At 61.5% G+C, this 21,092-nt stretch carries 19 protein-coding genes; 9 read left to right on the top strand and 10 right to left on the bottom strand.

What is annotated here, in order from left to right:
• Positions 1-24 precede the first annotated feature (24 nt).
• The 3 genes from ACUTSC_RS11300 to budA all read right to left on the bottom strand — a co-directional run bounded on the left by ACUTSC_RS11300 (position 25) and on the right by budA (position 4,252).
• The gene (locus ACUTSC_RS11300; protein WP_197768983.1) at positions 25-1,611 is read right to left on the bottom strand and encodes an ABC transporter substrate-binding protein; all 1,587 of its coding nucleotides are present in this window, start codon (positions 1,609-1,611) and stop codon (positions 25-27) included.
• Positions 1,612-1,754: 143 nt separating this feature from the next.
• Positions 1,755-3,440, bottom strand: a complete 1,686-nt coding sequence (alsS, locus tag ACUTSC_RS11295; protein ID WP_033635442.1) for an acetolactate synthase AlsS — start codon at positions 3,438-3,440, stop codon at positions 1,755-1,757.
• A 32-nt stretch (positions 3,441-3,472) separates the two neighbouring features.
• Positions 3,473-4,252, bottom strand: coding sequence for an acetolactate decarboxylase (budA, locus tag ACUTSC_RS11290; protein WP_087762638.1), 780 nt, complete (start codon positions 4,250-4,252; stop codon positions 3,473-3,475).
• Positions 4,253-4,703: 451 nt separating this feature from the next.
• Here budA and ACUTSC_RS11285 point away from each other — a divergent pair, with 451 nt between their 5' ends.
• Positions 4,704-5,606 carry a LysR substrate-binding domain-containing protein gene (locus ACUTSC_RS11285; RefSeq protein WP_197768984.1) on the top strand — a complete coding sequence of 301 codons (903 nt, stop codon included), beginning with the start codon at positions 4,704-4,706 and terminating at the stop codon, positions 5,604-5,606.
• Here the strand turns inward: ACUTSC_RS11285 and eutC are convergent.
• Complete coding sequence (gene eutC, locus ACUTSC_RS11280) at positions 5,585-6,376, bottom strand: ethanolamine ammonia-lyase subunit EutC (protein WP_197768985.1); 792 nt, start codon at positions 6,374-6,376, stop codon at positions 5,585-5,587. The genes ACUTSC_RS11285 and eutC overlap by 22 nt on opposite strands.
• Positions 6,373-7,758, bottom strand: a complete 1,386-nt coding sequence (locus tag ACUTSC_RS11275) for an ethanolamine ammonia-lyase subunit EutB (RefSeq protein WP_197768986.1) — start codon at positions 7,756-7,758, stop codon at positions 6,373-6,375. Before ACUTSC_RS11275 ends, eutC begins: the two co-directional genes overlap by 4 nt.
• A 159-nt stretch (positions 7,759-7,917) precedes the next feature.
• Between ACUTSC_RS11275 and ACUTSC_RS11270 the strand changes: the two genes are divergently transcribed.
• Both ACUTSC_RS11270 and ACUTSC_RS11265 read left to right on the top strand, forming a co-directional pair.
• Positions 7,918-8,466, top strand: coding sequence for a nucleotidyltransferase family protein (locus tag ACUTSC_RS11270; protein WP_445653333.1), 549 nt, complete (start codon positions 7,918-7,920; stop codon positions 8,464-8,466).
• 52 nt (positions 8,467-8,518) lie between these two features.
• The gene (locus ACUTSC_RS11265) at positions 8,519-8,986 is read left to right on the top strand and encodes a FlxA-like family protein (RefSeq protein ID WP_197768988.1); all 468 of its coding nucleotides are present in this window, start codon (positions 8,519-8,521) and stop codon (positions 8,984-8,986) included.
• A gap of 1 nt (position 8,987) precedes the next feature.
• Here ACUTSC_RS11265 and ACUTSC_RS11260 read toward each other — a convergent pair whose 3' ends face one another.
• Positions 8,988-9,908: a LysR substrate-binding domain-containing protein gene (locus ACUTSC_RS11260; RefSeq protein ID WP_197768989.1), complete on the bottom strand. Its 921-nt coding sequence runs from the start codon at positions 9,906-9,908 to the stop codon at positions 8,988-8,990.
• A gap of 96 nt (positions 9,909-10,004) precedes the next feature.
• Here ACUTSC_RS11260 and ACUTSC_RS11255 point away from each other — a divergent pair, with 96 nt between their 5' ends.
• Positions 10,005-11,003 (top strand): bile acid:sodium symporter, encoded by a 999-nt coding sequence (locus ACUTSC_RS11255; RefSeq protein ID WP_197768990.1) that lies wholly within the window; start codon positions 10,005-10,007, stop codon positions 11,001-11,003.
• Between the two features lie 26 nt (positions 11,004-11,029).
• Here the strand turns inward: ACUTSC_RS11255 and ACUTSC_RS11250 are convergent, their stop codons facing one another.
• The 3 genes from ACUTSC_RS11250 to zipA form a co-directional block, all read right to left on the bottom strand.
• Positions 11,030-11,245 carry a DUF3820 family protein gene (locus ACUTSC_RS11250; RefSeq protein ID WP_004936441.1) on the bottom strand — a complete coding sequence of 72 codons (216 nt, stop codon included), beginning with the start codon at positions 11,243-11,245 and terminating at the stop codon, positions 11,030-11,032.
• A complete protein-coding gene (gene ligA, locus ACUTSC_RS11245; RefSeq protein ID WP_187322652.1) occupies positions 11,245-13,266 on the bottom strand; it encodes an NAD-dependent DNA ligase LigA in 2,022 nt (673 codons plus the stop codon). The genes ACUTSC_RS11250 and ligA overlap by 1 nt, the downstream gene beginning before the upstream one ends.
• A 79-nt stretch (positions 13,267-13,345) precedes the next feature.
• Positions 13,346-14,362, bottom strand: a complete 1,017-nt coding sequence (zipA, locus tag ACUTSC_RS11240; protein WP_197768991.1) for a cell division protein ZipA — start codon at positions 14,360-14,362, stop codon at positions 13,346-13,348.
• 221 nt (positions 14,363-14,583) lie between these two features.
• On the opposite strand from zipA, the gene cysZ reads away from it, so the two are divergent.
• The 5 genes from cysZ to crr all read left to right on the top strand — a co-directional run bounded on the left by cysZ (position 14,584) and on the right by crr (position 19,486).
• Positions 14,584-15,342 (top strand): sulfate transporter CysZ, encoded by a 759-nt coding sequence (cysZ, locus tag ACUTSC_RS11235; RefSeq protein WP_197768992.1) that lies wholly within the window; start codon positions 14,584-14,586, stop codon positions 15,340-15,342.
• A gap of 185 nt (positions 15,343-15,527) precedes the next feature.
• Positions 15,528-16,496, top strand: coding sequence for a cysteine synthase A (gene cysK / locus ACUTSC_RS11230; RefSeq protein WP_033635454.1), 969 nt, complete (start codon positions 15,528-15,530; stop codon positions 16,494-16,496).
• A gap of 399 nt (positions 16,497-16,895) precedes the next feature.
• A complete protein-coding gene (ptsH, locus tag ACUTSC_RS11225; RefSeq protein WP_033635455.1) occupies positions 16,896-17,153 on the top strand; it encodes a phosphocarrier protein Hpr in 258 nt (85 codons plus the stop codon).
• 46 nt (positions 17,154-17,199) lie between these two features.
• Complete coding sequence (gene ptsI, locus ACUTSC_RS11220; protein WP_015378671.1) at positions 17,200-18,927, top strand: phosphoenolpyruvate-protein phosphotransferase PtsI; 1,728 nt, start codon at positions 17,200-17,202, stop codon at positions 18,925-18,927.
• A gap of 49 nt (positions 18,928-18,976) precedes the next feature.
• Positions 18,977-19,486: a PTS glucose transporter subunit IIA gene (gene crr, locus ACUTSC_RS11215; RefSeq protein WP_004936467.1), complete on the top strand. Its 510-nt coding sequence runs from the start codon at positions 18,977-18,979 to the stop codon at positions 19,484-19,486.
• Between the two features lie 277 nt (positions 19,487-19,763).
• Here the strand turns inward: crr and ACUTSC_RS11210 are convergent, their stop codons facing one another.
• Positions 19,764-21,086, bottom strand: coding sequence for an ATP-binding protein (locus tag ACUTSC_RS11210; RefSeq protein WP_197768950.1), 1,323 nt, complete (start codon positions 21,084-21,086; stop codon positions 19,764-19,766).
• Positions 21,087-21,092 lie beyond the last annotated feature (6 nt).

The following is a 21,092-nucleotide window of genomic DNA, read 5'->3' as shown; positions in this document are numbered from 1 at the left end:
GGCCGGGTTACCCCGGCCTTTTCGTTACTTCTCCAGCGACACCTGCTTGAAGATGTGTTTGCCGAACGGGTCTATCTCGTAACCTTTCACTTCCTTGCGCATCGGTTCGAAAATGGTCGAGTGCGCGATCATCAGCGCCGGCATCTGATCGTGCATCATCACCTGCGCCTGCTGGTACATCGCCACACGCTTGGCGTGATCGTTCTCCTCGCGCGCCTGCAGGATCAGCTGGTCGAACGGTTTGTAGCACCATTTCGCTGAGTTGGAGCCGCCGAGCGAAGCGCAGGTGAACAGCGGACCGAAGAAGTTGTCCGGATCGCCGTTGGCGGTGGTCCAGCCCATTAGCGCCGTCTGGTGCTCGCCGTTTTTAATCCGCTGCAAATATTCGCCCCACTCGAAGGTGACGATTTTGGCGCGCACGCCGATCTTGGCCCAGTCGGCCTGGATCATCTCCGCCATGCGCTTGGCGTTGGGGTTGTAAGGCCGCTGCACCGGCATCGCCCACAGGTCGATGTCAAACCCCTGCCCCAGCCCGGCTTCCTGCAACAGCTGCTTCGCCCGCTCCGGCGAATACGGGTAGTCTTCAAGCTGCGCGTTGCTGCCCCACTGGGTCGGCGGCAGCAGGTTCTTGGCCGGCTGGCCGGCGCCGTGGAACACCGCCTCGATGATCGCCGGCTTGTTGACCGCCAGCGCCAACGCCTGGCGTACCTTGACATTATCCAACGGTTTTTTCTGGGTATTGAACGCCAGGAAACCGATATTCAAGCCGGATTTTTCCATCACCTGAAGGTTGCCGTCCTGCCGCATGCGCGCCAGATCCGCCGGGTTGGGGAACGGCATCACCTGGCATTCGTTCTTTTGCAGCTTGGCGTAACGCACCGTCGCATCCGGCGTGATCGAGAACACCAGCCGATCGATCTTCGGTTTGCCTTCCCAGTAACGATCGAACGCCTTGTAGAGGATTTTCGCGTCCTTCTGGTACTGCACCAGCTGGAACGGCCCGGTGCCGATCGGATCGTTGTCCACCCGCTGCGGCGTACCGGCCTTCAGCATCGCGTCGGCATATTCCGCCGATAATATGGTGGCGAAGTACATGCCCAGATCGGCGACGAACGGCGCCTCGGCGCGGGAGAGCTCAAAGCGCACGGTGTGATCGTCCACCTTGACAATCCGGTCGATCAGCGTGCCGAACTCCATCGACTCGAAGTTGGTGTAGGCGCCGTTGGAGACCTTGTGATACGGGTTGTTGGCGTCCTTCTGCCGCATAAACGAGAAGATGACGTCATCGGCGTTGAAATCGCGGGTAGGCGTGAAATATTTATTACTCTGGAATGCCACACCCTTGCGCAGGTGGAAGGTATAGCGCTTGCCGTCTTCGCTCACTTCCCAGCTTTCCGCCAGGCTGGGTTGCAGCTCGACGGTGCCGGGTTTGAAGTCCACCAGCCGGTTGTAGATCGCCGCCGAACTGGCGTCCACCGTGGTGCCGGAGGTGAACAGCTGCGGGTTGAAGCCTTCCGGCGAGCCTTCGGAACAGTAGACCAGCGTATTGGCCCGCGCACCGCCGGCTATCGCCAACGCCAGCAGCCCGATCGTTATTGCTTTTCTTTTCATTGCGCTATCCCCAGTGGTGAAAAAACAGCCCAACGGATAGCAATAAATCATGCAGTTAGCGATGTAAAGGACAAAATCCGCGCATAAAAACGGGCAGACGCGCAAGCGGCCTGCCCCGGTGAAACCGCCCGATGATGATGAAATTAAATCATCTGGCTGAAGTTCATCTGCGCCATCAGCTTATAGTTGTCGGCGTAGTCGACCGGAATGGCCACCACCACCGGCCCCTGGATCGCCATCGCCTTACGCAGCATCGGGCGCAGATCGTCCACCGACTGCACGGCGAAACCGACCGCGCCACAGGATTCCGCGTAGGCCTTGAAGTCAATCGGCCCAAACTCAACGCCGGATTTGCGCTGGTATTTGTTCACTTCCTGCATCTCCACCATGTTGTAGGCGTTATCGACCCAGATGACGTGTACGATGTTGTTTTTCAGCCGCACCGCGGTCTCCAGCTCCATGCTCGACTGCATGAACCCGCCGTCGCCGGAGATAGACACCACTTTATCGCCGGGGCGAACCAGCGCCGCGCCGATGGCCCACGGCAGCGCCACCCCCATGGTTTGCTGGCCGTTGGAGATCAACAGCTGGCGGGCGCGGAAGCTGTACAGGTAGCGGGCGATCCAGATATGGAAACTGCCCATGTCCACGCACAGGGTTACGTCGTCGCTGACGATGTCCTGCAGCTCCTTGACGATGCGCAGCGGGTGGATCGGCATGCCGCCGCGGCGGGCGGCGCGCTCCGCCAGTTCGGTACGCTGGCGGCCGAGATCGGTGAGGATCAGCTCCACCTCCGGCGGTACGCAGACCGCCTCAGTGAACGTTTCGGTCATCATGTTCAGCGTGGCGCTTATGTTGCCCACCAGCTCGACGTCCGGCCGATAGCAGGTATCGATATCCGCCGGCAGCACGTCGATGTGCACCAGTTTCAGCCGCCCGTGGCTGTTCCACATGCAGGGATCGTATTCGATCGGATCATAGCCGACGCTCACCACCAGATCGGCCTTCTGCAACAGCTGATCGGCCGGCTGGTTGTTGAACAGGCCGACGCGGCCGGCGAAACGGGCGAAGTGGTTGACGTCGATCACCCCAGCCGCCTGATAGGTGCCGACCACCGGCATATGGGTGCGGTACAGCAGATGGCGCACCGCCTCGCTGTTCTCCGGCCGGCTGGCCTGCAGGCCGAGCAGCAATACCGGGCATTTGGCCTGGCGGATCAGTTTCACCGCCGCCTGAATGTCGTCCGCCGCCGCGGCCCCCATGCGCGGCAAGCGGCAGCCGGCCAGCACCGGCGCGCTGACCGGTTCATTGACGATATCCATCGGCAGGCTGACGAACGAGGCCCCCGGCCGGCCGAACTCGGCGCGGCGAAAGGCGTTGGCGATCACTTCGGAAATCGCCGAACCGGCATGCACTTCGGCGCAATACTTGGTCACCGGCCGGAACATGCTGACGGTATCCATGCTCTGGTGCGTCTGCTTCAGGCTGTCGGCGCGCTTCACCGCCCCGCCGAAGGCCACCACCGCGTCCCCTTCCGAAGTGGCGGTGGCCAGCCCGGTGATCAGGTTGGAACTGCCCGGCCCGGAGGTGACCAGCGCCACCCCGGCCTTACCGGTCAAGCGGCCGACCGCCGCCGCCATAAAGGCCGCGTTGGCCTCATGCCGCACCACCACCGTTTCAATCGATGGCGCGTCCTCCAGCGAGTCGAACACCCGGTCGATCTTGGCGCCCGGAATGCCGAAAACGTGTTTGACGCCCTGCGCTTCCAGGTTTTTCACCACCAAATCGGCGCCGCATTGCCAGTCATTGCCTGTTTTTTCCTGTGCCATGGTTCCACCTCCTAAGAAAACGATCGCCGGGGTTAGCCCTCGGCGGAACGAATCGCGCGATCCAAATCCTCTGGGCAGAGGTTGGCGCGCAAGAAATCCGCATCATGCGGTAACTGAAGATTGAGACGCGTGATGACGCCGAACTGCAGACGGCCATGATCGAGCTGGTAGTCCAGCACGTGGCCACCGCCGCTGCGGTCGTCGGTCACGAAGTGTTCGTGATAGCCGGCCACGCCGATGCCCTGCATGTAATCCGGCGAGCGAAAACCAACCAGCGTTCCGCGCCGCTGATGGAACGAGAAGGTCGGCTGCTCTTCTATCGCCTCCAGCATCGGGCGGTAGGGCCGCTCCTGGCGCGGCACGGTACGGGTTTCCACGTGGCTGAACTCGCCGTCGACCCGCACCGCGCAAAACAGGTTCGGCGAGGCGACCTGCTCGTCGATGCACTGGTGCAGCTGCGCCTTGGTGATTGGCCGGTCGAATTGCTGGCTGACGCTGGGCTGGAAAAAGGTGACGACGGCGAAGGGGGTTTTCTGCTGCAGGCCGGCCGGCCGGGCGCTGCCGTCGGCGCGCAGCTGGTGTATTTCCTGATCGAAGGCGATCAGTTCGCCGTCCAGGTGATTGAAGGTGCCAAGGCCGAAATCGCCGTGCTTGAGCAGCTCGGCAATGGTGGTATCCCCCTCGTAAACCCCGTCGATGAGCGCGCTCATCAGCGAGATTTGATAGATTTCGCCCTCCCCGGCGTTGATCGACTGCCTGGCAAAACCCTGCGCCAAATGGCGCGCACAGGAACACCCGTGTTTTTCGTTCATGACTGACTCCTCCACCAGCGCGGGATCGCGGTTCCGCGCGTTCAAAAGGCCCACCGACGGTGAGCCAAGATGTCCCCCAAGGCGCGTTCATCAGTTGGAACGATTCAGCCTAAGGCGACAAAAAAACCGGCACGGCTGGCCGGCCGATAACCAGGTATCAGATCAGAATGAGATAAAGTAAAGGCTTACTAATCATTGAGACTGAACCGGTTATCAAATTGAACGGTTAATCTGGTGTTGGAGCGACAATCAACTCCGCAGGCGGCTCGCGCAGCCTGGGAAAAACATCTGCTATTTAGTGCTAAGCGCCGCGAGGTTTATGCGTTTTCTCTCTATACGGCCGGGATGGGACGGCCTTGAAGCCCGTCGTCAACCCGCAGCCAGAGTAGCCGCCGCGCCGTCGGCAGAGAAGCGGGTATTCATAAGAAACGCTTTTGCATATAATGCAAAAATGAATGACGCCCGCTATGTAGAACATCTGCCAATTTTTCTCGACGTCGCCCGCCTGGGCAGCTTTTCCGCCGCCGCGCGCCGGCTGGGCATGGTGCCCTCCTCGCTGGTGCGCCACATCGATGCCCTGGAAAGCGCGCTCGGCGCCGCTCTGTTCGTGCGCTCCACCCGTGGCCTGCTGCTGACCGACGCCGGCGAACTGCTGCTGACGCGCGCCGCCGCGCTGATGACGGACATTACCGGCCTTCGCGCCGAGCTGAGCGCGTTGAACGAAACGCCGCAGGGCACGCTGCGCATCAGCTGCCTGCCGACCTTTGGCAAAACCTATGTGCTGCCGCTGCTGCCGACGCTGGCGGAACGCTACCCGCAGCTGTCGGTCGACCTCGATCTGACCGAACGCCTGACCGATCCGACGCAGGAACGGCTCGACGCCGCCCTCCGTATCGGTGAGCAGAAGGACAGCGCGCTGTATGCCAGCCGCATCGCCACCCAACGCTGGGTGATGTGCGCCAGCCCCGCCTACGTCGCCCGCTATGGCCTGCCGGACGATCTGGAAGCGCTGCCGCAGCATCGGCTGATCGCCCGCTACCACAAGCAGCAGCCGGCCTGTTGGGCGCAGATCCTCGACGCGGCGCTGATGAGCCGCTGCACCATGGCGCTGCGCTGCGACGACTTCACCGCGCAGCGCCAGGCCGCACTGCTCGGGCTCGGCATCGCCTTCCTGCCCAACTGGGTGGTGGGGCCGGACGTGCAACACGGGCAACTGGTGCAAATGCTGGAAGATCCGCGCCATGAGCGGCAAGGCATCTATCTGCTGCGCCCGATGGCGAAGGTGTCTGCCCGGCTGGCGGCCTTCACCGCCCTGCTGCAGCAAACCATCGGTCAACCGCCCAGCTGGGGATAAAGCGGCGTCACCCGGCCGTGCAGCGCCGGGTTGTCGCTCTCGTCCTTCAGCTCGATGCCGCTCAGCCGCCGCAGGAACGCCTGCTCCAGCAGCCAGGCCAGGCGGAACGCCGCCTGTGGGTAATCCAGTCCCTCGGGGCGCACGTTGGAGATGCAGTTGCGCTCGGCGTCCGTTCTGCCCGTGTTCGGCCCCCAGGTCAAATAAACGCCCAGGCTGTCCGGCGACGACAGCCCCGGCCGTTCGCCGATCAGGACCGCCACCGCCCGGGCCTGCAGGCATTCGCCGATCTCATCCCCCAGCGCCACCCGCGCCTGATGCGCCAGCACCACCGGTGCAACGGTCAGCCCCAGCGTATCGAGATAGGGGCGCAGCGCCTGCAGCAGCGGCAGCGCCTGGCGGTGCACCGCCTTGGAGGAAAGGCCGTCCGCCACGATCAGCAGCAGATCGACGCGGCGCGATGGCGAACCGAGCAGCAGGCTGCGGCTATCCGACGCCAACCACCGCCCCAGATCCGGTCGGCGCAGATAGGCGGCGCGGTCGGCGGCCTGGCTGTGCACCGCCAGCGTGGGCCAACCGGCATCGTGCAGATCCGCCGCCAGCCGCTCGCTGTCGAAAGGCTGATGCACCGCGTCGCGCGCCTGGGCATGGGCCAGCCCGAAGCGCAGCAGCTCGTCGGTCGGCAGGCTGGCGCCGGTGCGCCCCAGCGCGATGCGAGCGTCGGTAAAGGCGCGCAGCGTCTCCCAACTGTTGACGTGCACCGGTTTGCTCATGTGCGTTCTCCCTGCAGCGCCAGCAACAGCGGATGATTGGCGGCAGCGTCGCGCAGCCGCCCGCGTTCGTCGGTAATGTTCATCGTCGCCAGCCAGGCGGCGAACTCCGGCGCGTGCTTCAGCCCCAGCAGCTCGCGGATATAGAGCGCGTCATGGAACGACGTGCTTTGGTAGTTGAGCATGATGTCGTCCGCGCCCGGCACGCCGATCAGGAACGTCAATCCGGCGGCGGCCAACAGCGTCAGCAGCGTGTCCATGTCGTCCTGATCGGCTTCGGCATGGTTGGTGTAGCAGACGTCGCAGCCCAGCGGCAGGCCGAGCAGCTTGCCGCAGAAATGGTCCTCCAGCCCGGCGCGGATAATTTGCTTGCCGTCATACAGGTATTCGGGGCCGATAAACCCTACCACGGTGTTGATCAGCAGCGGCGAGAAATGGCGCGCCACCGCATAGGCGCGCGCCTCGCAGGTTTGCTGATCGACGCCGTGATGGGCGTTGGCCGACAGGCAACTGCCCTGCCCGGTTTCGAAATACATCACGTTGTCGCCCAGCGTGCCGCGCCTGAGGCTCAGCGCCGCCTGCTGCGCCTCCGCCAGCAGCGCCAAACTGATGCCGAAGCCGCGGTTGGCCGCTTCGGTACCGGCGATCGACTGAAACACCAGATCCACCGGCGCGCCGCGCTCCATCAGCCGCAGCGTGTTGGTCACGTGGGTCAGCACGCAGGATTGGGTGGGAATGGCGAAACGCTGGATCACGTCGTCCAGCATGTAGTTGAGCTTTTCCAGCAGCGGCAGGCTGTCGCTGGCCGGGTTGATGCCGACTACCGCGTCGCCGCTGCCGTACAGCAGGCCGTCCAGCATGCTGGCGGCGATACCCTGCAGGCTGTCGGTCGGGTGATTGGGCTGCAGCCGCACGCTGAGGTGGCCCGGCAGGCCAATCGTATTGCGAAAGCGCGTCACCACCCGGCACTTCTTCGCCACCAGGATCAGATCCTGATTGCGCATGATCTTGCTCACCGCCGCCGCCATCTCCGGCGTGATGCCGGCCGCCACCTGCGCCAGCATGGCGCTGTCCGCCTGCTCGCTCAGCAGCCAGTCGCGAAAATCGCCGACCGTGAGGTGCGAGATGGGCTCGAAGGCGGCACCATCGTGGCCGTCGATAATCAGGCGCGTCACCTCGTCCTGTTCGTAGGGCACCAACGCCTGCTGCAGGAACGCCTTGAGCGGCAAGTCCGCCAGCGCGAGGCGCGCCGCCATGCGCTCTTCGGCGCTTTGCGCCGCCACCTCTGCCAGATAATCGCCGGAACGCGCCGGCGAAGCCTTCGCCATCAGCTGACGCAGATCGCCAAAGCGATAGCCGCGTTGGCCCACCGTTGCCTGATACATAGCCCCCTCCCTTGCCCCGAGTGACGAGATAAAAGCCCTGCACCAAGTGTAGTCAGTGGGAAAAGAAAATTATTTTGCACGCGATCGCCGCCATCGCGCTTTCCCCCATTTCACCCGCCGCCGCTTCGGGTTACAGTAGCCGCGAAAACAGGAGGGGTGATGGATCCGCAACGGCAAATTATCGACTGGCTGCAACAAGATGACGCTCGCATGGCCGCTCTGCGCACCGTGCGCCGGCTCGGCCTGAATGACTGGTGCCTCGGCGCCGGCTTCGTACGCAACCTGGTGTGGGATCGGCGCCACGGCTATAAGGAACCCACGCCGCTCAACGATATCGACGTGATCCACTTCGATGCGCAGCGTGCGGACGCCGAGCGCGATCGCATGCTGGAGGCGCGGCTGCACCAAAGGCTGCCGCAGCCGTGGTCGGTCAAGAATCAGGCGCGCATGCACCTGCGCGGCGGCCGGGCGCCTTACCGCGACAGCGAAGAGGCCATCAGCTTTTGGACCGAAGTGGAAACGGCGATCGGCGCGCGCCTGAACGCCGACGACAGCATCACGCTGGTGGCCCCCTTCGGGCTCGCAGCGCTGTTCGACAACACCATCACCTTCAATGTGAAAAACGGCGATCGCGCGGCCTATGCCCAGCGGGTGCTCGACAAAGGCTGGCTGCAGCGCTGGCCGCACCTGCGGCAGGTAAAGATTTAGCCACCGCTGCCGATACCCTGAACAGCGATAGCCAGACTCAGGGAGAGCATCCATGTCGACCACCATCACCATGATCGTACCGATCAAAAATACCGTTCCCGGCGTCAGCAAGGTCTTCAGCGCGCCAGGCCATCAGGGCGAATTGCTGATGGCCAAACCGGTCAACAACCAGCCGGAAGGCGGCAAGGCGAAGAAAAGCGAAGGCGCCAACGGCAATGACGAACCGGCAAATCTCAACGAAAGCCGCGCCTCGGCGCGCATCAAGGCGCTGAACCGGCAGATTCAGGCTCTGCAGCAAAAGCTGGTGGAACTGAAGGACTCCAGCGCCGATCCCAAAGAGATCGAGAAGCAGAAACAGCTGATCGAAGCGCAGATCAAGATGTTGCAGGCCGAGATCGCGCGCATCCAGAAAGAAGAAATGGAAAAGCAGCAGCAGGAGCAAATGAAGAAAGCCGCGGCGCAAGCCGGCGACGGCGTAAACCGCCCGACGCCGCTCAACGCGGTGGACGTCTATATCTGAATCAATATTCCGCGTTTTCCTGCCGGCGCTGGTGCAGCGCCGCCGCCTGTTGACGCGCGACCTGCCAGATGGCCTCCGCCGCCGGCGTCAGCGAGCGATTCTTGCGCCGCACCAGCATCAGCGCGCGATTGATCTCCGGCACAAGCCGCCGCACCCGGAGCCGCCCCCCTTCCGGCAGCGGCAGCGCCAACGCCGGGAAGATGCTGATGCCAATCCCCTCCGCCACCATCGGGAACAGCGTGGCCGGATGGCCGATTTCCTGCACCACCTGCGCTTCCACACCCTGCTGCCTCAGCGCGCTGTCGATCAGCGGCCGGCTGCCCGACGCATAATCCTGCAACACCAGGCGGCAGCCGTTTAACGCCGACCAACGCACCTCTTGCTGCGCCGCAAACGGGTGGTCGTCGCGGCACAGCAGCAAAAACGGTTCATGCAGCACCGCTTCGCACTCCAGGTCCACCGCCTGCACCGGATCGACCACGATGCCGAAATCCACCTCGGCGTTGCGCACGCTGTGCAGCACCTGCTGCTGCGCCTGATCGCGCAGCATGATGCGGATCTCCGGGTATTCGCGCTCGCCGGCGGCGATGCACTGTGGCATCAGATGGGCGGAAATGGTCTGGCTCGTCGCTACCCGGACCGTGCCACTGCGCTGTACGCCAAAGCTGCGCGCATCCAGCAACGCGGCCTGCAGTTCGTCCAGCAGCCTTTCGACCCGGTTGGCCAGCCGCAGGCCGGCGTCGGTCAACACCACTTCACGCGTAGTGCGATCCAGCAGGCGCACGCCGACCTCCGCCTCCAGCTCTTTCACGCTGTGGCTGACCGCCGATTGCGTCAGGCCGATCGCCTCGCCGGCGCGGCTGAAGCTGCCGTGGCGGGCGACAGCGACGAACACCCGCAGCTGTTTGAGTGAGTAATTCATGTGTTTTATTCATAGATGAATTAAATAAATCAATTTAATTATTATATGCCCACGCGGGAGAATAGCCCCATCGATTTTCTACCCGAGCGCATCGCCATGAGATTCCTGCCCGATCGTTTTACCCTGACGCTGATTGCCACCGTGCTGCTGGCGTCGTTCCTGCCGGCGCGCGGCGAGTTCGTCGGCTGGCTCAACGCCCTGACCATCGCCGCCATCGCCCTGCTGTTCTTCATGCACGGCGCCAAGCTGTCGCGCGAGGCCATCCTGGCCGGCAGCAATAACTGGCGGCTGCATCTGTGGGTGATGTTCAGCACCTTCATCATTTTTCCGGCGCTGGGGATGCTGTTCGCCTGGTGGGCGCCGATCGACGTCAGCCCCGAGCTGTACGCCGGTTTCATCTACCTGTGCATTCTGCCCGCCACCGTGCAGTCGGCCATCGCCTTCACCTCGCTGGCGGGCGGCAACGTGGCGGCGGCGGTGTGCAGCGCCTCCGCCTCCAGCCTGCTGGGGATCTTCGTGTCGCCGCTGTTGGTCGGCCTGCTGATGAACGTACACGGCGATACCGGTAGCCTGCGGCAGGTGGGTTCGATCGTGCTGCAGCTGCTGGTGCCGTTCGTCGCCGGCCACCTGCTGCGGCCGCTGATCGGCGGCTGGATCGAGCGCCATCGCCCGCTGATCGGCAAAACCGACCAGACCTCGATTCTGCTGGTGGTGTACGCCGCCTTCAGCGAGGCGGTCACGCACGGTATCTGGTATCAGGTGGGGATCGGCTCGCTGGCGTTTATCGTCGGCGGCAGCATCGTGCTGCTGGCGATCGTACTGGTGGTGAACACCTACATGGCGCGCTGGCTGGGGTTCAGCAAGGCGGACGAGATCACCATCGTGTTCTGCGGCTCAAAGAAAAGCCTGGCGAACGGCATTCCGATGGCCAATATCCTGTTCCCGGCGGCGACGGTGGGGATCATGGTGCTGCCGCTGATGGTGTTCCATCAGGTGCAGCTGATGACCTGTGCGGTATTGGCGAAAAGGTATCAGCGCAAGCAGCGGGCGCAACAGGCGGTGCCTAACGCCAATGCGCAGGCGTCGCGCGGGTAAAAAAAGACGGGCCAAGGCCCGTCAGATCAGCTTTTCTTCAGCGGCTTGACCAGGTGGTCAAGCCCTTCGATTTTAATCGCCAACGTCATCTCCATCAGCATGCCGAGCTTGCCTTTGGGGAATTCGCCCTTGCGGGCGAACCACAGCAGGTACTCTTCGGGCAGGTCGATCAGTACCCGCCCCTGGTACTTGCCGAACGGCATCACGGTATTGGCGATCTCCAGCAGGTTTTCCTTTTCCATCAGTCACCCAGCAGGCGGATCATTTCCGCTTCGTCGATCACGGCGATACCCAGCTCCTGCGCCTTCGCCAGCTTGGAGCCGGCCGCTTCGCCGGCGATCACCAAATCGGTTTTCTTCGACACGCTGCCGCTGACCTTGGCGCCCAGCGCCGTCAGGCGATCTTTGGCCTCGTCGCGCGACAGCTGGCTCAGCGAGCCGGTCAGTACCACGGTTTTGCCGGCGAACGGGCTGTCTATCTCTTCGGCGACCACCACCACCGGCGCCGGCCAGTGGATGCCGATCTCGGCGCCCACCAGCTCGTTGATCACCTGCTGATTGAGCGCTTCATCGAGGAAATTGCGGGTGTGTTTGGCCACCACTTCGCCGACATCCGGCACCTCTTTCAGCGCCTCGATATCGGCGGCGAACAGTTTCTCGAGCGAACCGAAATGCGCCGCCAGGTTGGCGGCGGTCGCCTCGCCGACCTCGCGAATGCCCAGCGCATACAGGAAGCGAGCGAAGGTGGTCTGTTTGGATTTCTCCAGCGCATTGACCAGATTCTGCGCCGATTTTGGCCCCATGCGATCCAGGCCGGTCAGAATGCCGGCGGACAGGCGGAACAGATCGGCCGGGTTCTTCACGTACTCTTTGTCCACCAGCTGCTCAATGATCTTGTCGCCCATGCCTTCAACGTCCAGCGCGCGGCGGGAAACGAAGTGCTTCAACGCCTCTTTGCGCTGCGCGCCGCAGATAAGACCGCCGGTGCAGCGCGCTACCGCCTCGCCTTCCACGCGCTCAACGTCGGAGCCGCACACCGGGCAGTGCAGCGGGAACACCACTTCACGCGCATCCTGTGGCCGACGATCTTCCAGCACCCCCACCACCTGCGGGATGACGTCACCGGCGCGGCGCACGATCACCGTATCGCCGATGCGCAGCCCCAAACGCTCAATTTCATCGGCGTTGTGCAAGGTGGCGTTGCTGACGGTCACCCCGGCCACCAGCACCGGCTCAAGGCGCGCCACCGGCGTAATCGCGCCGGTGCGGCCAACCTGAAACTCCACTTCGCGCACCACGGTGATCTGCTCCTGCGCCGGGAATTTGAACGCCGTCGCCCAACGCGGCGCACGCGCCACAAAGCCCAGCGTTTCCTGCAGATCGATATCGTCAATCTTGATCACCACGCCGTCGATGTCGAAACCGAGCTGCGCGCGGTCCTGCTCGACCTGGCGATAAAACGCCAGCACTTCCTCGCTGCCGGTGCGGCGTTGGGCGCGATCGCTGACCGGCAGACCCCAGGCCTTGAACTGCATCAGGCGCTCAAAATGGCTGCGCGGCAGCTCGCCGCCTTCCAGCAGGCCGACGCCGTAGCAGAAGAAGGTCAGCGGGCGTTTGGCGGTAATGCGCGGATCGAGCTGGCGCAGCGAGCCGGCGGCGGCGTTGCGCGGGTTGGCGAACACCTTGCCGTCTTTGCGCCTCGCTTCTTCGTTCATCTGTTCAAAACCGGCCTGCGGCATGAACACTTCGCCGCGCACTTCCAGCCGGCGCGGAATATTGTCGCCGGTCAGGCGCAGCGGGATGGCGCGGATGGTGCGCACGTTAGTGGTGATGTTCTCGCCGGTGGTGCCGTCGCCGCGCGTCGCCGCGCGCACCAGCTCACCGTCTTCGTACAGCAGGCTGACCGCCAGGCCGTCCAGCTTCAGCTCGCAGCAGAAGGTCAGCGGATCGCTGCTTTTGAGCCTATCCTGCACGCGCTTGTAAAACGCCAGGAAGCTTTCTTCGTCGAACACGTTGTCCAGCGACAGCATCGGCACTTCGTGACGCACCTGGTCGAACGCCGCCAGCGGCGCCGCGCCCACGCGCTGGGTCGGTGAATCGGCGGTGACCCACTCCGGATGCGCGCTCTCCAGTTCGCGCAGTTCGCGCATCAGGCGGTCATATTCCGCATCCGGCACTTCCGGCGCATCCAGCACATGATACTGGTATTCATGATGGCGCAGTGTGGCTCGTAGTTGATTGATTTGTTGGATTATCGATTCCATGGCTCACCATCAAAGATAAAAAACCCCCGGCTAGCGGGGGCTTTGTTGTTACGGATGTTCAGTGCGCGCGGCAACCCGGTCAGACGTTGTTTTCCAACACTTCACGGATACGCGCTTTGTAGGTTTCCAGCTTCTGCGGCGTCATCATGCGGCGCTCGTCGTCCAGCACCACGCCGCCCACGTCGTCGGCGATGCGCTGTGCCGACTGCAGCATCAGCTTGAAGTTCTGATTGGCATCGCCGTAAGACGGCACCATCATGAACATCGACACGCCCGGCGTGGAGAAGTCGGACATCATGTCAGGATCGAACGACCCCGGCTTGACCATGTTCGCCAGGCTGAACAGCACCGGGCCGCTGCCGGCCGGGCTGATATGGCGGTGGAAGATGCCCATCTCGCCAAACTGGAAGCCCGCCTGCAACACGCTCTGCAGCAGCACTTCGCCGCCGATTACGCCGCCCTGATGGGCCGCGACGTGCAGCACCAGCACGGTCTCTTTCAGTTTAGCCTGAATGGGCGCAGCCGCCGGTTGCGGTGCGGGTTCCTGCGCCGGCTTCACTTCCGGCGCTTGCTGCACAGGGGCCGGATCGGCGTGGAATGCCGGTTCCGCCCCCTGTGGCGCCTCGTGTTCATGTTCATGCGGCAGATCGTCGACGCGCGGCTCACGGCGCGCGGCCGGTTGCTGCGGCTCGGCCTGTTCTTCGTCCGGCGCGTAGTTGTTCAGCAGGATGTCATCATACTCCGGCCGCTGAGACAGCGGAGGCGGCGTCTGATGGGCAGCCGGTTGAACGGCGCGGGGCGCTGGCGCAGCCGCCGGAGCGGGCTTCGGCGCGGCCACGGGTTCTTCGCGTGCGGCATCGAAATGGCCGAATGACGGCTCGTCTTGCGGGTGAGCGGCGCGTACGCGCACCTCACCGACGCCTTCTTCGAGATCGTCGATCGGAGTTTGTTCACGTTCCTTTTGGGAACGTTTGGCTGGGCGATCGCGGAAGAGCGCTGACCGTTCTTTGCGACTGGTCCACAGACCGTGCAATAACAGCGCTATTATGGCGATCGCGCCAACAACGATTAATATCAGACGCAAATCCTGCATCATTGCTATCTCTGTTGTTCCAATACATTGCCACCGCGGCAAACATTCACTCTTTAACTCTATTTGCCCGCGCACACAAGTGCAAGTCCGTGCTGAACTTTATGCCAATAAAGATGATTATACTGCCTTTTTCTGCTGGTTTTTCAGCCAACCCTACCCTAGCCAGTGGAAAATCATCCCTATATGATAATGATGCCTGTTCAGACAACGAGATAACTTAAGATATGTCCTATACGCAGCCCCCTTCCCGTTCGACCAGCGGCATTCACTATTTCGCCGAAGGTTGGCGCCTGATTTCGCGCCCGGGGATTAAACGCTATGTGGTCCTGCCGTTGCTGGTCAACGTGCTGCTGATGGGTTCCGCTTTCTGGTGGCTGTTCAGCCGGCTCGGCGACTGGATCCCGACGATGATGAGCCACGTTCCCGACTGGCTGCAATGGTTGAGCTACCTGCTGTGGCCGCTGGCGGTCATTTCGGTGCTGCTGGTGTTCAGCTATCTGTTCAGCACCCTCACCAACCTGATCGCCGCGCCGTTCTGCGGCCTGCTGGCCGAGCAGCTCGAAGGCAGCCTGACCGGCAAACCGCTGCCGGACACCGGCCTGCTCGGCATCGCCAAAGATCTGCCGCGCATCATGGCACGCGAATGGCGCAAGCTAATGTATTACCTGCCGCGCGCGCTGCTGCTGCTGGCGCTCTACTTCGTGCCCGGCATCGGCCAGACGGTGGCGCCGGTGCTGTGGTTCCTGTTCAGCGCCTGGATGTTGGCGATTCAGTATTGCGACTACCCGTTCGACAACCACAAGGTGAGCTTTGTCGACATGCGTCGCGCCTTGCGCCAGCACAAAACCGACAACCTGCAGTTCGGCGCGCTGGTCAGCCTGTTCACCATGATCCCGATCCTCAACCTGGTGATCCTGCCGGTCGCCGTCTGCGGTGCCACCGCGATGTGGGTCGATCGCTATCGCTCGCAATTCGTCCGATAACCGCCGTTTTTTACCGCCGATAGCGCGGAAATTTTCGACAGGGCGCGCATTTCGCGCCCTTATCATTGTGCTTAAAACTTATTTCCTAATAACATATAGATATACCAATTCTTTACTTCCCTGCCGGTACTGTTAGCGTATGCTTTCGATGTTCCCCACATTTTCATAGAGTTAAAGGACGGGCTATGAGCAAGATATATGAAGACAACTCATTAACAATCGGCCATACGCCGCTGGTTCGTCTGAACCGTATCGGCAACGGACGCATTCTGGCCAAGGTTGAATCACGCAACCCGAGCTTCAGCGTCAAATGCCGCATCGGTGCCAATATGATTTGGGATGCGGAACAACGCGGCGTGCTGACCGCCGGCAAAGAGCTGGTAGAGCCGACCAGCGGCAACACCGGCATCGCGCTGGCCTTCGTCGCCGCCGCGCGCGGTTACAAGCTGACGCTGACCATGCCGGAAACCATGAGCATCGAGCGCCGCAAGCTGCTCAAGGCGCTCGGCGCCAATCTGGTGCTGACCGAAGGGGCGAAAGGCATGAAAGGCGCTATCGCCAAAGCCGAAGAGATCGTCGCCACCGACCCGAACCGTTACCTGATCCTGCAACAGTTCAGCAACCCGGCCAACCCGGCCATCCATGAAAAAACCACCGGCCCGGAAATCTGGGAAGACACCGATGGCGACGTCGACGTGTTCATCTCCGGCGTCGGCACCGGCGGCACGCTGACCGGCGTCAGCCGCTACATCAAGAACACCAAAGGCAAGGCCATCACCACCGTGGCGGTCGAGCCGACCGACTCGCCGGTCATCAGCCAGGCGCTGGCCGGTGAAGAGCTGAAACCGGGCCCGCACAAGATCCAGGGCATCGGCGCCGGCTTCATTCCGGGCAACCTCGACCTGGACCTGGTGGATCGCGTCGAGAAAGTCTCCAACGACGAGGCCATCAGCATGGCGCGCCGCCTGATGGACGAAGAAGGCATTCTGGCGGGCATCTCCTCCGGCGCAGCGGTTGCGGCGGCGGTGAAACTGGCCGAAGAACCGGCGTTCGCCGACAAGACCATCGTGGTGATCCTGCCCTCTTCCGGCGAACGTTACCTGAGCACCGCGCTGTTTGCCGATCTGTTCACCGAGCAGGAATTGCAGCAGTAATTCCGCCACTGCACAAATCGCTAAAAAAGCACCCTGCGGGGTGCTTTTTTGTGGACTGGATCAAACTTTATAGCAGTCCAAGATTGCTTTTGCCCGTCGGCTTTAGTATTTAACGGTGCATTATTTCGATGCGCAAAATTAATCACCCCCCGAGCCCGGTCAAGGCTGAATCGATTTACTCATCTGTCGCCGACGCGTCGAATCGGGCATAATGGGGAGCGGATTGGAACGACGTCTAAAGCCGAGTTTTTTGATCTGAAGTGCCTAACGCGTCGTTTTCTGTTGCATCAACGTTCGCCCCTGTCCATAGTCAGGCGCTATAACCAGACAAGCTAAAGTCAGGCCCCTGGGCTAAACTTTAGCTCCACAACATTAATCCAATAAGTTGGGGAAACATCAATGTTCCAGCAAGAAGTTACTATTACCGCTCCGAATGGTCTGCATACTCGCCCTGCCGCTCAGTTCGTTAAAGAAGCCAAAGGCTTCGCGTCTGACATCACCGTGACCTCCAACGGCAAAAGCGCCAGCGCTAAAAGCCTGTTCAAACTGCAAACTCTGGGGCTGACTCAAGGGACCGTAGTGACCATCTCAGCTGAAGGTGAAGACGAGCAGAAAGCCGTTGAACACTTGGTAAAACTGATGGCAGAGCTTGAGTAATCGGCCCGTCTTTTTAGTTAACACCAGTCAAGAGTAAGGTAGGGTTATGATTTCAGGCATTTTAGTATCACCGGGCATCGCTTTTGGTAAGGCTCTCTTGCTGAAAGAAGACGACATCGTCATCAACCGGAAGAAAATCTCTGCTGATCAAGTAGAGCAGGAAGTCTCGCGTTTTCTGGCCGGCCGCGCGAAAGCGTCCGAACAGCTGGAAGCGATCAAGACCAAAGCTGGCGAAACCTTCGGCGAAGAGAAGGAAGCTATCTTCGAAGGCCACATCATGTTGCTGGAAGACGAAGAGCTTGAGCAGGAAATCATAGCCCTAATCAAAGACGATCTGGCCTCCGCAGACGCCGCCGCCTACACCGTGATCGAAGGTCAGGCGAAAGCGCTGGAAGAGCTGGACGACGAATACCTGAAAGAACGCGCCGCCGACGTGCGCGACATCGGTAAGCGCCTGCTGCAGAATATTCTGGGCATGCCGATCGTCGATCTGGGCTCCATTCAGGACGAAGTTATCCTGGTGGCCACCGATCTGACTCCGTCAGAGACCGCGCAGCTGAACCTGGACAAAGTGCTGGGCTTCATTACCGATCTCGGCGGCCGGACTTCCCACACCTCTATCATGGCGCGCTCCCTGGAGCTGCCGGCGATCGTCGGTACCAGCGACGTGACCAAGCAGGTGAAAAACGACGACTACCTGATTCTGGATGCGGTTAACAACAAAATTTACGTTAACCCGACCGCTGACGTTATCGATCAGCTGAAAGCCGCCCAGAACCAATACATCACCGAGAAAAACGATCTGGCCAAGCTGAAGGATCTGCCGGCGATTACGCTGGACGGCCATCAGGTTGAAGTCTGCGCCAACATCGGCACCGTGCGCGACGTCGCGGGTGCAGAGCGCAACGGCGCGGAAGGCGTCGGCCTGTATCGTACCGAGTTCCTGTTCATGGACCGCGACTCGCTGCCGACCGAAGACGAGCAGTTCCAGGCTTATAAAGCCGTGGCGGAAGCCATGGGCTCGCAGGCCGTGATCGTCCGCACCATGGACATCGGCGGCGACAAAGACCTGCCGTACATGAACCTGCCGAAGGAAGAGAACCCGTTCCTCGGCTGGCGCGCCATCCGCATCGCGATGGACCGCCGTGAAATCCTGCACGCCCAGCTGCGCGCCATCCTGCGCGCCTCGGCGTTCGGCAAACTGCGCATCATGTTCCCGATGATCATCTCCGTGGAAGAAGTGCGCGATCTGAAAGGCGAAATCGAGACGCTGAAAGCGCAGCTGCGCGAAGAAGGCAAGGCGTTTGACGAGAGCATCGAAGTGGGCGTGATGGTGGAAACACCGGCTGCGGCGGTCATCGCTCACCACCTGGCGAAAGAAGTCGACTTCTTTAGTATTGGGACAAACGATCTAACCCAGTATACTCTGGCGGTAGATCGCGGCAACGAGCTGATTTCTCATCTCTATAACCCGATGTCCCCATCAGTGCTTGGCCTGATCAAACAGGTTATTGATGCATCTCACGCGGAAGGCAAGTGGACCGGCATGTGCGGCGAACTGGCTGGCGATGAGCGTGCTACACTGTTGTTATTGGGCATGGGGCTGGATGAGTTCAGCATGAGTGCGATTTCAATCCCGCGCATCAAGAAAATTATTCGTAACACGAATTTCGAAGATGTGAAGGCGTTGGCAGCGCAGGCCTTGGCACAGCCAACGGCACAAGACCTGATGAATTGCGTCAATAAATTCATCGAAGAAAAAACGCTCTGCTAAACTTCCACGACACTGGAACGCCGCCCAATTTAATGCTTAGGAGAAGATCATGGGTTTGTTCGATAAACTGAAATCTCTGGTTTCTGATGACAAGAAAGACACGGGCACTATCGAGATCGTCGCTCCCCTTTCTGGCGAAATCGTCAATATCGAAGATGTGCCGGACGTAGTGTTCGCTGAAAAAATCGTTGGCGACGGTATCGCCATCAAACCGGCCGGCAACAAAATGGTTGCTCCGGTCGACGGCACCATCGGCAAGATTTTCGAAACCAACCATGCATTCTCTATCGAATCCGACAGCGGCATTGAGCTGTTCGTCCACTTCGGCATCGATACCGTAGAACTGAAAGGCGAAGGCTTCAAACGCATCGCCGAAGAAGGCCAGCGCGTCAAGAAAGGTGACGTGGTTATCGAGTTCAACCTGCCACTGCTGGAAGAGAAAGCCAAGTCTACCCTGACGCCGGTCGTTATCTCCAACATGGACGAGATCAAAGAGCTGATCAAACTGTCCGGTAGCGTGACCGTTGGCGAAACCCCGATCATCCGTATCAAGAAGTAAGCGCGGATGAGCAAGAAAAACGGCGCCCTCGGCGCCGTTTTTTTATCCCCTTCGTCTTTCGAACCGCAGCGTTGTTGGCCGCACGTGCTCACCCCGGTCACTTACTGGAGTAAGCTCCCGGGGATTCCCCCCGAAACCCTTTGGGTATACCGCGGATAATAGACATTATCGGCGCAGGCAGTTTGAACATGGACAGCGCGCAACCTTCGGAGCGTACACGCAGTACGTGACGAAGGCGAGCACTGCCCTAGTTCAAAATGGCAAGTAAGATAGTCTATTATTGCCAGCGCGGGATGCGCAGGGTAATGACAAGCCCCTCTTTATCGCCGTTGCGCGCCTCAACCTGGCCGCCGTGCGCCAGCACCACTTTGCGGGTAATCGCCAGCCCCAGGCCGTAGCCCTTGCCCGACAGCGCCGACTTCACGCGCACGAACGGATCGAAGATGCTCGACAGCTTCGCCTCCTCGACCCCCGGCCCCTGATCGCTGACCGCGATCTGAAACTGGTTATCGACGCGCGTGAGCGCCACCGTCACCCGCTGGCCGTGGCTGGAAAAGCGCAGCGCATTACGCACGATGTTGTCCACCGCTCGCCGCATCAGCTCCGCATTGCCCTTGACGGTGTACTCCACGTCCGACTCGGCCTGCAGCACGATATCCACGCCGGGCACCTGCGCCTCGTAGCGCGCATCGCTCACCACCGCATCCACCAGGCCGTACAGATCGAAATACTCCTCGTCCGGCAGGCTGCTGTGTTCGGTACGCGACAGCGCCAGCAGCTCGCCGATCATTTTGTCCAGCCGCCCCGATTCGTGTTCGATGCGCTTGAGCGAGGTTTCAACGTTGCCGGCATTCTGCCGCGCCAGGCCGATCGCCAGCTGCAGGCGCGCCAGCGGCGAACGCAGCTCGTGCGAAACGTCGTGCAACAGCTGCTCGCGGGCGCTGACCAGCAGTTCCAGCCGCTCGGCCATGGTGTCGAAATCGCGCGCCACGTCGGACAGCTCGTCATGGCGGCGCCGCATCTTCGGGAACAGCCGCACCGACAGATCGCCCTGCGCCACCCGATCCAGACCGCCGCGCAGCTGACGCATCGGCCGGGTCAGGTTCCAGGCCAGCACGGCGCTGAACAGCAAACCGCCCAGCCCGCCGACCCACAGCATCGGCGCAGGAATGTTGAAGAAATGGGAGCGCCGCTCCGGCCGATACTCTTCCCGCAGCCCGCGCACGTTATAACTCAGCCAGTATCCCTGCCCTTCCCCGGTCTGCACCCAGGCAGTGATCTCTTTCGGCATCCGCCGCCCTTCAAATGCCGGTTCTTCCGGCGTGGGCGGCGGCGGTTGGGTCATTGGCGTCACGGACAGCAAACGCCTGTCGTCCTCGGGCCAGTCGCGCATCAGGGCTTCCAGCGCCGGCATGCCGCCGCTGCGCAACTGGGTGGCGGCCGAGGTCAGCTGCAGGCCGATCACCCGCCGCGCCATGGCGTTCTCCGGCGGCACATAGCGATCGCCATAGAGAGAAAACGCCACCCACAGCGCCTGCGTCATGATGAGAAAGGTCAGCCAAAAGCCGAGCAAAATTTTCCAGAACAGTCTTCCGCGCATGTCAGT

The organism is Serratia sp. TSA_105.2, assembly GCF_052692115.1.
The sequence above is the reverse complement of the archived record's forward strand: the minus strand, read 5'-3'. Positions and strand labels throughout refer to the sequence as shown.

What these genes read in the sequence shown, in the direction of transcription:
- ACUTSC_RS11300 (WP_197768983.1), bottom strand. Translation starts at nt 1,611, where the DNA reads ATGAAAAGAAAAGCAATAACGATCGGGCTGCTGGCGTTGGCGATAGCC.
- alsS (WP_033635442.1), bottom strand. Translation starts at nt 3,440, where the DNA reads ATGGCACAGGAAAAAACAGGCAATGACTGGCAATGCGGCGCCGATTTG.
- budA (WP_087762638.1), bottom strand. Translation starts at nt 4,252, where the DNA reads ATGAACGAAAAACACGGGTGTTCCTGTGCGCGCCATTTGGCGCAGGGT.
- ACUTSC_RS11285 (WP_197768984.1), top strand. Translation starts at nt 4,704, where the DNA reads ATGAATGACGCCCGCTATGTAGAACATCTGCCAATTTTTCTCGACGTC.
- eutC (WP_197768985.1), bottom strand. Translation starts at nt 6,376, where the DNA reads ATGAGCAAACCGGTGCACGTCAACAGTTGGGAGACGCTGCGCGCCTTT.
- ACUTSC_RS11275 (WP_197768986.1), bottom strand. Translation starts at nt 7,758, where the DNA reads ATGTATCAGGCAACGGTGGGCCAACGCGGCTATCGCTTTGGCGATCTG.
- ACUTSC_RS11270 (WP_445653333.1), top strand. Translation starts at nt 7,918, where the DNA reads ATGGATCCGCAACGGCAAATTATCGACTGGCTGCAACAAGATGACGCT.
- ACUTSC_RS11265 (WP_197768988.1), top strand. Translation starts at nt 8,519, where the DNA reads ATGTCGACCACCATCACCATGATCGTACCGATCAAAAATACCGTTCCC.
- ACUTSC_RS11260 (WP_197768989.1), bottom strand. Translation starts at nt 9,908, where the DNA reads ATGAATTACTCACTCAAACAGCTGCGGGTGTTCGTCGCTGTCGCCCGC.
- ACUTSC_RS11255 (WP_197768990.1), top strand. Translation starts at nt 10,005, where the DNA reads ATGAGATTCCTGCCCGATCGTTTTACCCTGACGCTGATTGCCACCGTG.
- ACUTSC_RS11250 (WP_004936441.1), bottom strand. Translation starts at nt 11,245, where the DNA reads ATGGAAAAGGAAAACCTGCTGGAGATCGCCAATACCGTGATGCCGTTC.
- ligA (WP_187322652.1), bottom strand. Translation starts at nt 13,266, where the DNA reads ATGGAATCGATAATCCAACAAATCAATCAACTACGAGCCACACTGCGC.
- zipA (WP_197768991.1), bottom strand. Translation starts at nt 14,362, where the DNA reads ATGATGCAGGATTTGCGTCTGATATTAATCGTTGTTGGCGCGATCGCC.
- cysZ (WP_197768992.1), top strand. Translation starts at nt 14,584, where the DNA reads ATGTCCTATACGCAGCCCCCTTCCCGTTCGACCAGCGGCATTCACTAT.
- cysK (WP_033635454.1), top strand. Translation starts at nt 15,528, where the DNA reads ATGAGCAAGATATATGAAGACAACTCATTAACAATCGGCCATACGCCG.
- ptsH (WP_033635455.1), top strand. Translation starts at nt 16,896, where the DNA reads ATGTTCCAGCAAGAAGTTACTATTACCGCTCCGAATGGTCTGCATACT.
- ptsI (WP_015378671.1), top strand. Translation starts at nt 17,200, where the DNA reads ATGATTTCAGGCATTTTAGTATCACCGGGCATCGCTTTTGGTAAGGCT.
- crr (WP_004936467.1), top strand. Translation starts at nt 18,977, where the DNA reads ATGGGTTTGTTCGATAAACTGAAATCTCTGGTTTCTGATGACAAGAAA.
- ACUTSC_RS11210 (WP_197768950.1), bottom strand. Translation starts at nt 21,086, where the DNA reads ATGCGCGGAAGACTGTTCTGGAAAATTTTGCTCGGCTTTTGGCTGACC.